Here is a 14,294-nt window from a genome sequence, read left to right as displayed (position 1 = left end):
GCAAATTGTAAAAATATTTCTATATTTGCAAACGAAAAGTTTCCTGTGCCCTGAAAAGCCCATGCGGGAGCCCTACTGGGAGGCCTGCAAGGAGAGAATCCCGTGAAAACCGGGAGCGGTCGCGCCGCTGTAAGGGAGGACGAAACCGGCATAAACCAATGTCTATATAGATGTGAAGGAGCCGGAAGTAGATTGATCCCCGAGCCAGAAGAACTGTGGGAAACGCTTTTTTGAGGAACGATGCGAACGACGTCATTCTACAAAGCCGCTGTAGTTGCGGTGTTTTTGTGTTGTGCGTGGGAGACCCCTTTTGCACAGACCGTGGTCACGTCTAAGGACGTGGCTGTCGATGAGTCCGCTCCAGTACAGGATCTTGGTTCGACCGAGGTAACAGCGCCTTCGGTGTCCGGCGTTGCCGTTTCTGGCACAGACTATATGGAAATCCGCCCCGCCGCTTGGGAAGGCCGTGGCTTGTCGGCTACAGAAATCTTGTCTTCGCTTTCGGGAGTCCAGGGGTATACGCAGGGGGGCATGGGCAGTTTTCAGACGGTGAGCATTCGAGGCATTGCGGCAAGGAATGTCTTGATTTGCATTGATGGCATGCCACTCAACGATGCCGGTGGCGGTGCTGCTGACCTGGGTGCCATTGACCTCAACAATATTGAAAAAATTGAAGTCTACAAGGACCGGACTCCGGCTAAGTATGGTGGTTCGGGTGTCGGCGGCGTTATCAATTTTGTGAGTAAAAGTGCGATTAAGGCATCTCGTGTGCCGAGTGGTCGCGTTTTTGCAAGTGTAGGCTCGCACAATACGTTTGAAGGCTCTGCCCAAGTGAGCGCAAACGTGACCGATAGCGTGCAGTTCTCGGCAACCGCTTCGATGCGCCATAGCGATAACGATTACGAATTTGACAATCGTAACGGCACGCTCTACAACGACGAAGACGATTTTAAGGACAGAAGAAAAAATGCGGAATTCACGGAGTATTCTGGAAACATCCAGTACCGCATGCTTCATGGCGGTGGATTCTTCTCGACCTTGTCCGGAAACGTCATGCATACTGAAGCGGGCAACCCCGGTACCGAAGACTTGCAGACTTATGTGGCAAAGTTTACGGGCGACATGGGACAGCTTTCGTACCGTCTGGAATTCCCCGAATACTTTGATTGCTTGCTTATAGAATCTGGAATCACGGGAAGATTCGAAAAGAATTCGTCGGAATCGTATTATCCGTTGGACAAAATTGGTTACTTGTCGAAAGATTTCAAGGTACTTGGCCTTGCTGGGTATAGGGCGATGCCCGAAGTTTCTGCAACTTTGTACCGCGGAAATCTTGAGGCGTTCCTCAGATTGGCGGGAAGTGCTGAAAATTGGGAAGCGCGCGGACCTGCGCAGGATTTCAGCCTGAATCGCTATACGGGTTCTGTGGCGGGCAATGTGGAATATGCCTTTACGCAGTGGTTCTCGCTTTTGGCCGAGGGCAACGTGCTGAAGTCGATTGATGATATCGATGGCGGTAAATTCCAGATGACTACAGGAGCGGCACTGATAAGCGATGCTACCGAGCGTGATTTGAGCTGGGCTGGAATGGTGCAGGCAAAATTAGGCAAAAAGGATTCGTGGATTGGCGGAAGCGCTTCTTTCGGTCGATTCTACAGACAGCCGCAATTGATGGAACTTTACGGCATGTATCCGGGAACGCTTTCGAATCCGGCTTTGAAAGATGAATCGGCTTTGAAGTTTGCTGCTGGACTCTATCTGTCTACCCCGAAACAGCGCTCTGTATTCCGCGCTACATACTTTGAAACCCATGCCGAAAACGGAATTTATTGGTTGATTAGCACCAATATGATGAAGGCCTTTAATATAGACAAGTCCGTCATTCGTGGGGTGGAGCTGGAATTGGATAGCCGCCCGGTTGATTTCTTCCAGACCGTATTGCGCGCCACCATTCAGGATCCGCGTGATGATGGCTTAAGTAAGGCCTATAACGGGAATCTTTTGCCCGGGGAACCGGTACATAGCTACTATGCCGAAGGTACGGTGTTCTTGCCGTTGCATTTGAGTAGCACGGTTTCGATGGATTACAGGTCTAGAATTTATAGTGACCGCATGAACTTTACGAGACAGCCTCCAGTGGCGCATTACAATGCTTCGCTTGCTTGGCAACCGTGGAATAAGACTCGCCTTGTTTTTGCGGTCAACAACATATCGGACGAAACATATCGAAACATTTTTACCCCCTATCCGACTCCGGGTAGGGAATACAAGTTCACAATCATACAGGGGTTCTAGCCCCCGCGCTAAAATAGCGTAAAGCCAGAAAGGAGCAATAATGAATAAAAAGATACTCACAACACTTGCGGCGTTATCGTTCGCGTTCTACTTGGGCGCTTGCGGTGACGACAATAGTTCCTCGGCAAGCATTGAATGCTTGGACAACGAAAACTGCTTGGATGAAGATCTGAGCAGCAGTTCCGAAGACGATGACAGCTCTAGCTCTGCCAAGTCCAGCAAGGACAAGTCTTCTAGCTCTGTCAAGAAAGATGGCAAGTCCAGTAGCTCCGAAAAGGCTACCTCTAGCTCTAGCGAAAAGAAAGACGAAAAGTCCAGCTCCAGCGAAAAGAAGGACGACAAGTCTAGCTCCAGCACAAAGGATGACAAGTCTAGCTCTAGCGAAAAGAAAGACGAAAAATCCAGTTCTAGCGAAAAGGTTGAATCCAGCAGCTCCGAAGCTCCGGTATCTAGTTCCTCTGCAGAACCGGAATCCAGCAGCTCTGTTGAACCGAAGGTGACCTACCTGGCTAACACGCCGTTTGCCGCCGACCTTGAAGTTTCTGGCGATACGCTGTTCGCCGTGTTCCAGCGCTACGAAGTTGGCGATGATGGATATAGCGCTATCTTCAACGATCCGGGCCTTCTTGCCATGTACAAGTTGAGCGACGGTACCCTTCTCGATACCATTACTCTTGTGACCAAGAACCCGCAGGTTGTGAAGGTTGTGAATGGCAATGTGTTTGTGGGTACGCAGGGTGAATACAATGCCTCTTGGGGTATTGACGCCGATGAAAACCGCGGTATCGAAAAGGTTGACCTGAAGAAGAAAAAGTCTGAACTTTGGGTGAGCGGTACGCTGCTTGGCGGTGGCGTGTACATGATGGATGTTGATCCGATTTCTGGCAAGGCTGTTGTTGCCGTTTACAAGGCTTACCAGAATGTTCCCGCTGCCGAAGTTGATTTGAGTGACAAGTCGGTGAAGAGGATAGATGGTGTTGTCGATGCCAGCGGTGGCGTTTACTATGACACTAAGGGTGAACTCTTCTATATCGGCGACCGTGGTTCCATTGACTGGGATACGTATGAAATGGGACCCATGGTGGCGTATTCTTATAATGGCCTGAAACTCTCCCCCCTTTATGACGACGAAATGGGTTACCAGCCCGCTGGTATTGCCGTTATCAATCACGAAGTGTTCGTTTATATCAGCGACTATGCTAACGCCGGTAAACTTTACTGGATTGATGGCGAAGACATCAGCGACGAAAGCATTCAGTTCTCTACCGACACGAAGATTGTAGAAGTCAATGGTGGCCTGTACGTAATGGACCGCAAGGGCAAGGGCAGCATCTCGAAGGTGAATACCAGCGCAAAGAAGGTTGCTTGGCAGAAGAGCATCGAATCTGAAAACCCCTACGATATCGTGGCAATTGACGGTAGCACCGCTTGGGTTGCCATGTATAACGCAGCCGAAATTCGCAAGATTTCTCTCACGAACGGTTCGACGATTTCTTCTATCGACACGAAGGAACTCAGCGCCAAGATTGTCGAATAAGTGGCTGAATAATCAAAAAGACTAAGGTTCAGTAACCAAGTCCATAGCCCTGCGGATCATTTCCGCGGGGTTGTTTGTTTTGGGGGCGTTTTCGCCGAGGTGCTGGCGGAACTTGCGTGCGCCGGGCTTGCCGTTAAATAGCCCGTACAGGTGGCGCACTAAAATGGTTGTGGGCGTTCCGCGGGCGGCTTCCATCTCTACATAGGGGAGGTAGGCTTCGAGAAGTTCCTTGCGTAACGAGAATCGCGGTGGTTCGCTGTCGCCGAAAATACGTTCGTCGGCGTCGCGCAGGAACCACGGATTTTCGTAGGCTTCGCGGCCGACCATGACGCCGTCTAAATCCTGGAGCTGTTCCTGCACCTGGTCAAGCGTCTTGATGCCGCCGTTGATTGAAATGTTCAGCTGAGGCATTTCGGCCTTGAGGCGGTGTACAAAGTCGTAATGCAGCGACGGAACTTCGCGGTTTTCTTTAGGACTTAAACCCTTGAGCCATGCCTTGCGGGCGTGAATAATGAATACGCGGCAGCCGGCGTCTGCAATGGTGCCTACAAAGTCGCGGAAAAATTCCCAAAAGTCAAATTCGTCGACGCCGATACGGCACTTGATAGACACGGGGATGCTCACGGCGTCTTGCATGGCCTTGAAGCAGTCGGCGACCAGGTTCTTGTCTTTCATGAGGCACGCGCCAAAGTTCCCGTTCTGCACGCGGTCCGAAGGACAGCCGCAATTCAGGTTGACTTCCTGAAAACCGGATTCTTCGACCATCTTGCTGCATTTGGCTAAATCGGCCGGATTTGAGCCTCCCAGCTGCAAAACAGCGGGGTATTCGAATTCCTGATGGCGCAGGAACTGGTCCGGATCGGTATGCAACAGCGCGTTGGTCGTGACCATTTCGCTGTACAACAAGATGTGCTTGGACAATAACCGCAAAAAATACCGTTCGTGACGGTCGGTGCAGTCAAGCATCGGGGCAATCGAAAGTTTGCGGTTAAAGTCGATATTCATTAGATAAACATCATCGTGTTGAGTTTGGCGCGGTACTTCCAGGTAAGTTCGTGTTTCGGGCCGAGAACTCCGAACAAAGTAAGCATCGCCTTCTTGGCGGCGCCGTCGTTCCATTCCGGAGCTTCCACGTACAGGTTCAGGAATGCCTGCAATGCACTTTCAAAATCTTCGGCGCAAGCGAGCTTGCATGCTTCGTGGTAAACAATCGCTTCTTTGCCCTGCACGTCCTTCTTGGCGGCTTCGGCGTGGAAGTCTAGAAGTTCCAGCAGCGATTTTGCTTCGCGGTACTGGTCATCGGCTTCGGTAAACTTGGTGAGTACAGATTTTGCCTTTTCGGTGTCGCCCATGCCGAGGCTTGCCTTGGCCCATAAGAGCTGCAACTTCTTGTCGTCGGGGGTCTTGGCGAGCGCTTCGTCGAGCATCGGGAGAGCCTGGTCAAAATTCTTTTGCGCAATGGCATCTTCCAAGGCCATCTGGAATCGAGCTTCGTCACTCACGAAGAACTTTTCGAGGCGCTTCTTGAGGTCTGCTTCGGGCAACACGCCCTGGATGACGTCTGCAATCTGGCCCTTGTCGACAATGTGAACTTCGGGCACCGAGCGCACGCGGAACGCCTGGATCAACTGCATGTTCTCGCGTTCGTCGCAACTCACGACGCCGAGCGTAAAGTCCATGCTGGTCGAAAGAGAGCCCAGCAATTGGGAATACGGTGCGCAGTCAGGGTATTCTGCAGAAGAGAAAAGCACCGCTACGGCGCGGGTTTCAGAGGCCTGAGCGACCTCGGTTTCAAAATTTTCAGCGGTAATCTGTACAACTTTAGCCATGCCACAAATATAGTTATTATATTAGGGTACATGAGTACATGCCCTTATTGCAAATCAGAGGTGGCAGAAATCAAGTTCCAGCATCTGGACTTGCGCATTTGCCCCAAGTGCTATTCTACGTTTTTCCCGTGTGACCAGACCATGGCTTTCCGCAGCGACCTCACCGACAAGTCCCGCGAGCTCTGGCTCAAGGCTTTGCTTGCCAAGAATGTGCAGGACCCGGTTTGCGAAGACCCTTGCTGCATCGATCACGGCGAACCTCTGGTGCAAGGAAAACTCCCGGATTACGGTTACGACGGCAAGGTCACCTCTTGCTGCAAGATGTTCCACATGCCGCCTTCCATGACCATCACGCTTTTAAAGCGTACCTTGGAACACCCGTTCCAGATGCCCGCTAAAGAAGGCAAGCATCATTTCTTCTTTATCCGTGCGCTTGATGCCGTGGTGAACAAGCTTTTTGGCGAAAAGGAACCCGACGAAGATCCGCTGGATTTGGTGCAGTACAGCCTTCATTTGAAACCGATTTTGGAACCTGAAGACTCTAATGGCTAAGACTTATATTATTCTAGTGGCGATTGCGGCTGTTGTTCTGGGAGTGTATTTTGCACTTCCGGATCGTCACTTTGCCGACAAAGTTTTCCCGCTGCACGATGGTGCCTCTGTCTTTGAATACGATGACAAGTCCGACGGCGGCTCGTCCGAGGTGACTTTTGCCTTGGCCGATTCTTCGCTTTCGTTTAGCTGCATGCTTGGCGCCGATACTGCCAAGAGTGCTTGGTGCGGACTTTTGTTTGACCTCAGTCAGGGCGAGAAAGCGGAGTATCGCAACTGGACTTTTGTGGATTCGCTGATTTTTGAATTGGAATCGAGCGGTACCGATGAAATTCTGGTGAAGGTATGGACCTTTGACCCGGATGTTACCGACATCACGAAGCCGCGTACCTTCCGCTTGCTCATGAAAGAGATCCCGCTGACCAAGGGCCGCCAGCGTATTGCGTTCCCGTTCGAACAGTTCTACACGCCGGATTTCTGGTTCGATGACGAACATGTCGATCGTACGCTTAACCGTCGCCATCAAGAAACGGTGGCCCGCGTCGAAATCGCTCCGGGCTGGAATCACCCGCGCGGTAAAAAGTTCTCGCTCAAGTTCTATTCCATTACGGCAAAGGGCGTGAGCAATTTTGCGTTTGGCGCAGTGATGTTTATAATGCTTGGCCTCATGATTGTGGCGATTGGTCGTACGCATTCGTACAACAAGGAACACGAAGATAAGTCTGCGGAGCCTCGCGCATGAAAAAAATCATCATCGCAACAACTGCGCTTGTAGTTGTTGTCGTCGTATGGATTTGCCTGTTCGTTAAGTTTAGTGCAACTGAACAAATCCTGTTCCCTGGTGGCACATTCCAGGTTTATGCAGTCTCCGATGCAAATGTTGGCGGATTCTCGACTGTTGAACTTTCCAATCAAGATTCCGTAATCTCGGCCCATGTGAATATTCGTTCGGGCATGGCTTACCCGTATGCAGGTGTGGGCGTTAATTTGCTTTCGGTCAATAACCGTCCGGCAAACGGGTTCTTCGACTTCTCGGATTTCGATTCGCTTGTGATCGATGTCGAAACGGGCCGCATGCAGCGCGTGGGCATCAAGATTCTGAATGACGACCCGGTGTACAGTAAAAAGAATGTGTACCAGAGCTATCGCCCGATGGTCGCTCAAGCGCCGGTGATTATTCGCGACCGCATAAGCCGCGCCTCTGTTTCGATGCTCGATTTTAAAGTGCCCGAATGGTGGCTTGCCATGCAGGGGCTCGACGAAGACGATGGCCTGCGTTACATGAACCGCGGCATGTTCTTTGAAATCTGTAACGGCGAAGGAACCATGCTTGGCATTCCCGACGAAATCGTGGTGCGCTCCATTAAGCTTTGGGGCGAAAATCGAACCTTCAAGGCGCTCATGTATGTGGCGCTCGTGGTTATGGCTTTGGTGTATGCAGGTGTTGTCGCGCTGACAGTTCGCAATTCCGCAAGCAGCGTGGCCGCTCGCGAAAAGAAGCAGGATGAATTGAAAACTCGCATGGCGCAAGCGGCAAAGCTCCTGAAGGAATCGGACCGCTCTGTTGCCGAAGTCGCTTTGGCTGTGGGCGAAAAGAACCCGACCGCATTCGAAAAAGCTTTCGCCAAAATTTATGGCGTAAAACCCTTGGAATATAGGACAAAGAAATGAGACGTATTTGGACTGTAGACCGCGTGATGCGGCTTTTGATTATGGCCGCCGGCGTCGGCATTTTGCTTTGGGTGCTGCACTATTTGAGTGGTGTACTCGCTCCGTTTTTTGCAGCGTTCCTTATCGCATACATTTTTGATCCGCTGGTTACAAAAATCCAGAGCAAGGTCAAGTATCGCATTGTCGCCGTCATTGTCGTGCTTACGCTTATGGTTCTTGTGGTGGGCGGTGCCTTGTGGCTTTTTGTTCCGATGGTGGTCGGAGAAATCAGGCACCTGGGTGAACTGATTCCAAAGCTGTTTAACGATTCCACCTGGGCCGAACGCTTGTCGATGTTTGTGCCAAAAAACTTGTGGCAAGAAATAAAGACGTTCATTTCTTGGAACAAAGTTGCCGTCGCCATGCAGACTCTCGACTTCTGGAATGCCGCGCAGTCTGTAGCCGGAAAGGTTTTGCCGAGTGCGTGGAACGTGCTGGCAAAGACTTCTAATTTGTTTGTATGGCTCTCCGGTGCAATCCTGATCTTTATGTATCTCGTGTTCATCATGCTTGATATGCCTAAGCTTCGTGGTGGCATCAAGAAGCTTTTTCCGACAAGGTATAAAGAGGGTGCTTCTGATTTTGCAAAGAAGATGGATATGTTCATGGGTAGCTATTTCCGTGCACAATCCTTGGTTGCATTGACGGTTGGTATTTTGTATGCAATCGGCTTCGGAATCATCGGACTGCCTATGGGAGTCGCCTTTGGCTTGTTCTCAGGCGCGCTCAACATGGTGCCGTATCTGCAGTTAGCGACAATCCCTGTGGCCTTACTGCTAGCGGTGGTCTATGCTCTCGACAAGGGCATGCCGTTCTGGGAAGTCGCATTGCTTGTGAGCGCAGTTTACTTGATTGTACAAATTGTCGAAGACATGTTCTTGGTGCCAAAGATTGTTGGGTCTTCGATGGACTTGCCGCCAGTAGGCATTCTCTTGTCGCTTTCTATCTGGGGAAAGTTGCTTGGATTCCTCGGCTTGATCGTTGCAATTCCTTTCACTTGTCTGTGTCTTGTGTACTTGGATAAAATTCAGAAGAAAGCAGATACGATTGTAGAGGCTGAAACCGAACCACCGCCCGAGGCTTGATTTTATAAGGATTTTTCAAAAAATTTTCAAAAAAAGTGTGCCGCGACGCAAAAAAAAAAGTATAATATCACTATAAAATTCTTAACCTACTCAAGGAGTTAATAAAATGAATAAGCAAGATCTCATCGACGCCATCCTCGCTAACAAGGAAGCAGGCATTGAATCCAAGGCTGCCGCTGGCCGCGCTGTTGACGCCGTTCTCGACGGTATCACCGCTGGTATCAAGAAGGACGGTCTCGTTCAGTTGATCGGTTTCGGTACCTTCACTGTTAAGGAACGTGCTGCACGTACCGGCCGTAACCCGCAGACTGGTGCTACGATCAAGATCAAGGCTTCCAAGACTGTTTCCTTCAAGGTCGGCGCTGGCCTCAAGGAAACCGCTAAGAAGACCAAGGTTGCTAAGAAGTAATTTTGCTCTAAAGCGATTTGCTTTTGCACTCGGGACTCCCGGGTGCTTTTTTTATTGTGTGTTCAAAACCGCGATACACACCTTTTACTATATTGCAAATCGTAAGGTGTTGAATATCAATTAATTAGCGAGGAATGACATGATTCGCAAATTCGTCGGTTTCGTCTCTATTTTGGCTGTTGCGCTCGCTTTTGCGGGTTGCGGTACCGCAAGTACTGAATCGGATGATCACTGCACTGTGGACCCGAACGCTGCAGATTGCGCAAACGAAGAACCGGAAGAACCTGCTGCTGATCCTGCAGGCGAACCGTAAGCCGAAATAATTTTTCATTTTTTGGTTTTTGCCTTGAAAGCATTACAATTTTTGTCTATATTTGCGCAAGTTTAAACCTTGCGAATTTTAGACAGGAAGATGAAACAAGTTCTTGCAATGCCCTTGCCCCCGTGCAATGCAAAGTGCGCAATCCACTGCGCAACCGCAATTGGTTTTTCCAAGGTTGATATTATTTCTGATTTTATTGTTGCTGAACCGTTTGGTTCGGCAATTTTTTTTAGGGCTTATTAATTAGTCATACGGAGAAAACAAAATGAAGATTGAAGGCATCGATAAAGTCCTTATCATCGGTTCTGGCCCGATCGTGATCGGTCAGGCTTGCGAATTCGACTATTCCGGCACCCAGGCTTGCAAGGCCCTGCGCGAACAGGGTTACAAGATTGTGCTCGTGAACTCTAACCCGGCTACCATCATGACCGACCCGGTCATGGCCGATGCCACCTACATCGAACCGCTGAACGTTGCCCGCCTTACCCAGATTATCGAAAAGGAACGCCCGCAGGCCCTCCTCCCGAACTTGGGCGGTCAGACTGGCTTGAACCTCGCCTCTGCTCTTAGCAAGGCTGGTGTTCTGGACAAGTACGGCGTGAAGGTGATCGGTGTGAACCTCGACGCTATCGAACGCGGCGAAGACCGTGAAATCTTCAAGGAAACCATGCAGAAGCTCGGCATCGATACTCCGCGCTCTGGCATTTGCCACTCTGTGGAAGAAGCCGAAAAGATTGTGGCCGAAATCGGTTACCCGGTTGTCGTTCGCCCGGCATACACCATGGGTGGTGCAGGCGGCGGTTTCTGCTACAACGTGGAAGAACTTCGCACCATTTGCTCCAACGGTCTTGAACTCTCCATGACGCACCAGTGCCTCATCGAAGAATCCATCCTCGGTTGGGAAGAGCTGGAAGTTGAAGTCGTGCGTGACTCCAAGAACCAGATGATCGCCATCTGCTTCATCGAAAACATCGACCCGGTGGGCGTGCATACCGGCGACTCCTTCTGCGCAGCCCCGTTCCTCACCATCGACAAGAAGCTCGAAGAAGAACTGAAGGAAAAGGCCTTCAAGATTGTGGAATCCATCGGCGTGATTGGCGGTACCAACGTGCAGTTCGCTCACGACCCGAAGACCGGCCGCGTGGTGATTATCGAAATCAACCCGCGTACCAGCCGCTCTTCTGCCCTTGCTTCCAAGGCTACCGGCTTCCCGATCGCCCTCATTTCTGCAAAGCTCGCCGCAGGCCTTACCCTCGACCAGATTCCGTACTGGCGCGATGGCTCCCTCGAAAAGTACACCCCGAGCGGTGACTACGTGGTGCTCAAGTTCGCTCGCTGGGCATTCGAAAAGTTCCGCGGCGTCGATGACTGCCTCGGCACCCAGATGAAGGCCGTGGGCGAAGTCATGGCTATCGGCAAGACCTACAAAGAAACCCTCCAGAAGGCTATCCGCGGCCTCGAAAACGGTCGTTCCGGCCTCGGCTTTGCTAAGGACTTCAACAAGAAGAGCAAGGAAGAACTCCTTGAAATGATGAAGACCGCTTCTTCTGAACGTCACTTCCAGATGTACGAAGCCCTCCGTAAGGGTGCAACCGACGAAGAAATCTTCGCCGCCACCTACGAAAAGGCTTACTTCGTGCAGCAGATGCGCGAACTTGTTCAGCTCGAAGAAGAAATGCTCAAGACTCCGGGCCGCCTGCCTGCCGATGAACTCCTCATCAAGGCCAAGAAGGACGGCTTCAGCGACAAGTACATCGCCAAGATCCTCGGCATCCGCGAAAAGGACGTGCGCAAGAAGCGTACGGAACTCGGCGTGGTCGAAGGCTGGTGCGCAGTGCCGGTGAGCGGCGTGAAGGACCAGTACTACTACTACAGCACCTACAACTGCAAGGACGAATCTACCGCTTCTAACAACCCGAAGAAGATCATGATTCTCGGCGGTGGCCCGAACAGAATCGGTCAGGGTATCGAATTCGACTACTGCTGCTGCCACGCTGCAATGGCCCTCCGCGAAATGGGTTACGAAACCATCATGGTGAACTGCAACCCGGAAACGGTTTCTACCGACTACGATACTTCCGACAAGCTGTACTTCGAACCGGTCAGCCTCGAAGACGTTCTCCAGATTTACCACAAGGAAAAGCCGGCTGGCGTGATCGTGCAGTTCGGTGGTCAGACTCCGCTGAATATCGCCCGCGCCCTGAGCGACGAAGGCGTCAAGATTCTCGGTACGAGCATCGACTCCATCGACATCGCCGAAGACCGCGACCTGTTCCGCAAGATGATGGACCAGCTCGGCATTCCGATGCCGGAAAGCGGCATGGCCACGAACATCGACGAAGCCCTCGCTTGCGTCAAGCAGATCGGTGGCTACCCGGTGATGATCCGCCCGAGCTTCGTGCTTGGCGGCCGCGGCATGGAAGTCATCTACGATGAAAACATGCTCCGCGAATACGTTGCCAAGGCTGTCGGCGTGACCCCGGATCGTCCGCTCCTCATCGACCGCTTCCTCCACAATGCTCTCGAATGTGAAGCCGACGCCCTTTCTGACGGCGAACACGTTTACATCCCGTCTGTGATGGAACACGTTGAACTTGCCGGTGTCCACTCCGGTGACTCCGCTTGCATTATCCCGCCGGTGACCATCACTAAGGAAAACTTGGCAACCATCAAGGATTACACCCGCAAGATTGCTGAAGCTCTCCACGTTTGCGGCCTCATGAACATGCAGTACGCTATCGAAGACGGCAAGGTGTTCGTCCTCGAAGCGAATCCGCGTGCATCCCGCACGGTGCCTCTGGTCTCCAAGGTCTGTAACACGCAGATGGCCCGCCTCGCCACCCGCCTGATGCTCGGTGCCAAGCTCGAAGACCTCAAGCTCAAGGACAAGAAGTTCAACCACCACGGCGCCAAGGAAGCTGTGTTCCCGTTCGACAAGTTCCCGAAGGTGGACCCGGTTCTCGGCCCCGAAATGCGCTCCACCGGCGAAGTGCTCGGCCTCTCCGACGACTACGCCCTGGCCTACTACAAGAGCCAGGAAGCCGCAGGTTCCTTCCTCCCGAACGAAGGTGCCGTGCTGATTAGCTTGTCTGATAAGGTCAACTTGTCTGAACAGGCCATCGAAATCGGCAAGGAATTCCAGAAGCTCGGCTTCAAGATTTACGCTACCGAAGGTACCGCCAAGTTCTACGAAGCTGCCGGTGTCAAGTGTGAAGTGGTGAACAAGATTGCTGAAGGCCGCCCGAACGTTCTCGATGTTATCCTGAACAAGCAGGTGAACCTCATCATCAACACGCCGTGGGCAAAGCGCGACGCCATCAAGGACGAAAGCGCTATCCGCAAGGCCGCCATTAAGTACAAGGTTCCGTACATCACGACCCTCGCCGGTGCCTATAACACCGTGAAGGGCATCGCCGCTGCCCGCAACGGCCACGGCGCTGTTAAATCTCTTCAGGAATATCACGCAAGCATTGAAGAGATTTAACTGAAGAGCCTCCAGGAGTAGCGTGCAAGGCGAATGTCGCGACAGAGTGCTTGCACTCTGGCATGGCTGAGCCGAAGCCGCTGACGCCGTAGGCGTCAATACCACGCTTCTATTGAAGAAGTGTAGTCTCCATCAATCCTGAAAATATTACACCTCGTCGCCAAAAGCGGCGGGGTGTTTTCTTTTGTTTGCAAGGAAATTTATATTTGCCACCATGAATCATTTGATTGCCAGAAGAATCTTTGCTTTGCTCGCTATTGCGGCATTTGTGCTCTCTTTTACGGGGTGCGCTGTCACTTCTTCTGGAAACATGCTGGGGGAGGCGGCGGTTCTCAAGTATTCGAAAGGGAATAACAAATACCGCTTTATTGACGTGGGTATAATGACGGTGTCATCAGACGACGATCATATGATTTCGTCTCCGCGTTATAGCACTACGGTGGGAGGCTTTTCGGCCAAGGCGAACTTTAACCTTTGTTCGTTTGATTATTCGCTCGCGGGGCAAAAAGGAGGCCTGATCCTGTCTGTTCCGGTAACGATCCCGATGGATGTCGGCTTTAGGCCGAGTTTTGTGCAGTGGGTTGGCCCGTTCTATTTGGGAGCGGGAGCCTCTTTTGTGGGCGGCTATTATTCCAACAAGCAGAAAGAATACTATGATCCCGAAGTGAGAAATCCGAAGGGACGCTTTGATGGTTTTATCCTGTACAATGTTGGTGGGGGCGCCCTATTCAATCTAGGCGAATCGTTTGCGCTGGGAGCCTATGCGAATTACGAAAGAATGGCCTTGAATAGTGGTGGCTCTACGGCGGAAAACTATGACCCGATGCCGATATTTTTGGGCGATGGACATGAAAATTATCCGGCCTATGCATTCCGTAAAAACGTAATGACTCTGGGGGTGAACGCCTTTTTCGATTTGAAGAAACCGTTTGGTTTTTATATGGAGTACAGCCCGGAATCCTTGATGTATAATGACGGCTGGTCGAAATTCAGTTGGGGCGCCATCATTCTCTATTGATGAATTGAAGCATTTATGAAATTCTGTGCTGCTTTAATTGTTCTTTTGTGTGC

The 14,294-nt window shown here is 51.4% G+C and carries 13 protein-coding genes and 1 riboswitch; of the genes, 11 read left to right on the top strand and 2 right to left on the bottom strand.

Annotated elements, in window-relative coordinates; genetic code table 11:
• Positions 1-26 precede the first annotated feature (26 nt).
• Positions 27-236: riboswitch (cobalamin riboswitch) on the top strand.
• Positions 237-321: 85 nt separating this feature from the next.
• Together QZN53_RS05420 and QZN53_RS05415 are read left to right on the top strand one after the other, a co-directional pair.
• Complete coding sequence (locus tag QZN53_RS05420) at positions 322-2,295, top strand: TonB-dependent receptor (protein ID WP_163437864.1); 1,974 nt, start codon at positions 322-324, stop codon at positions 2,293-2,295.
• Positions 2,296-2,335: 40 nt separating this feature from the next.
• The gene (locus tag QZN53_RS05415; RefSeq protein WP_163437863.1) at positions 2,336-3,832 is read left to right on the top strand and encodes a hypothetical protein; all 1,497 of its coding nucleotides are present in this window, start codon (positions 2,336-2,338) and stop codon (positions 3,830-3,832) included.
• A 21-nt stretch (positions 3,833-3,853) separates the two neighbouring features.
• Here the strand turns inward: QZN53_RS05415 and dusA are convergent, their stop codons facing one another.
• Together dusA and QZN53_RS05405 are read right to left on the bottom strand one after the other, a co-directional pair.
• A complete protein-coding gene (dusA, locus tag QZN53_RS05410) occupies positions 3,854-4,837 on the bottom strand; it encodes a tRNA dihydrouridine(20/20a) synthase DusA (protein WP_163437862.1) in 984 nt (327 codons plus the stop codon).
• Entirely contained in the window at positions 4,837-5,661 is an 825-nt protein-coding gene (locus QZN53_RS05405) for a tetratricopeptide repeat protein (protein ID WP_163437861.1), read from the bottom strand. Before QZN53_RS05405 ends, dusA begins: the two co-directional genes overlap by 1 nt.
• Before the next feature lie 30 nt (positions 5,662-5,691).
• Between QZN53_RS05405 and QZN53_RS05400 the strand changes: the two genes are divergently transcribed.
• The 9 genes from QZN53_RS05400 (at position 5,692) to QZN53_RS05360 (ending at position 14,241) form a co-directional block, all read left to right on the top strand.
• Complete coding sequence (locus tag QZN53_RS05400) at positions 5,692-6,213, top strand: hypothetical protein (protein ID WP_163437860.1); 522 nt, start codon at positions 5,692-5,694, stop codon at positions 6,211-6,213.
• Positions 6,206-6,955, top strand: a complete 750-nt coding sequence (locus QZN53_RS05395) for a hypothetical protein (protein ID WP_163437859.1) — start codon at positions 6,206-6,208, stop codon at positions 6,953-6,955. Before QZN53_RS05400 ends, QZN53_RS05395 begins: the two co-directional genes overlap by 8 nt.
• Entirely contained in the window at positions 6,952-7,884 is a 933-nt protein-coding gene (locus QZN53_RS05390; RefSeq protein ID WP_163437858.1) for an AraC family transcriptional regulator, read from the top strand. The genes QZN53_RS05395 and QZN53_RS05390 overlap by 4 nt, the downstream gene beginning before the upstream one ends.
• Positions 7,881-9,008 carry an AI-2E family transporter gene (locus tag QZN53_RS05385; RefSeq protein WP_163437857.1) on the top strand — a complete coding sequence of 376 codons (1,128 nt, stop codon included), beginning with the start codon at positions 7,881-7,883 and terminating at the stop codon, positions 9,006-9,008. The genes QZN53_RS05390 and QZN53_RS05385 overlap by 4 nt, the downstream gene beginning before the upstream one ends.
• A 106-nt stretch (positions 9,009-9,114) precedes the next feature.
• Positions 9,115-9,417, top strand: a complete 303-nt coding sequence (locus QZN53_RS05380) for an HU family DNA-binding protein (protein ID WP_073053306.1) — start codon at positions 9,115-9,117, stop codon at positions 9,415-9,417.
• Between the two features lie 139 nt (positions 9,418-9,556).
• On the top strand, positions 9,557-9,730 hold the full coding sequence (locus tag QZN53_RS05375; protein WP_163437856.1) for a hypothetical protein: 174 nt from the start codon (positions 9,557-9,559) through the stop codon (positions 9,728-9,730).
• A gap of 99 nt (positions 9,731-9,829) precedes the next feature.
• Positions 9,830-9,982 (top strand): hypothetical protein, encoded by a 153-nt coding sequence (locus QZN53_RS05370; RefSeq protein WP_163437855.1) that lies wholly within the window; start codon positions 9,830-9,832, stop codon positions 9,980-9,982.
• Between the two features lie 22 nt (positions 9,983-10,004).
• Positions 10,005-13,223, top strand: a complete 3,219-nt coding sequence (gene carB / locus QZN53_RS05365; RefSeq protein WP_163437854.1) for a carbamoyl-phosphate synthase large subunit — start codon at positions 10,005-10,007, stop codon at positions 13,221-13,223.
• A gap of 214 nt (positions 13,224-13,437) precedes the next feature.
• Positions 13,438-14,241 (top strand): hypothetical protein, encoded by an 804-nt coding sequence (locus QZN53_RS05360; protein WP_163437853.1) that lies wholly within the window; start codon positions 13,438-13,440, stop codon positions 14,239-14,241.
• The last annotated feature ends 53 nt before the right edge of the window (positions 14,242-14,294 follow it).

Source organism: uncultured Fibrobacter sp., from assembly GCF_900316465.1.
In the GTDB taxonomy this organism is placed as follows: domain Bacteria; phylum Fibrobacterota; class Fibrobacteria; order Fibrobacterales; family Fibrobacteraceae; genus Fibrobacter.
Note: the sequence above shows the minus strand (reverse complement) of the source record. Positions and strands in the feature narration are given on the sequence as shown.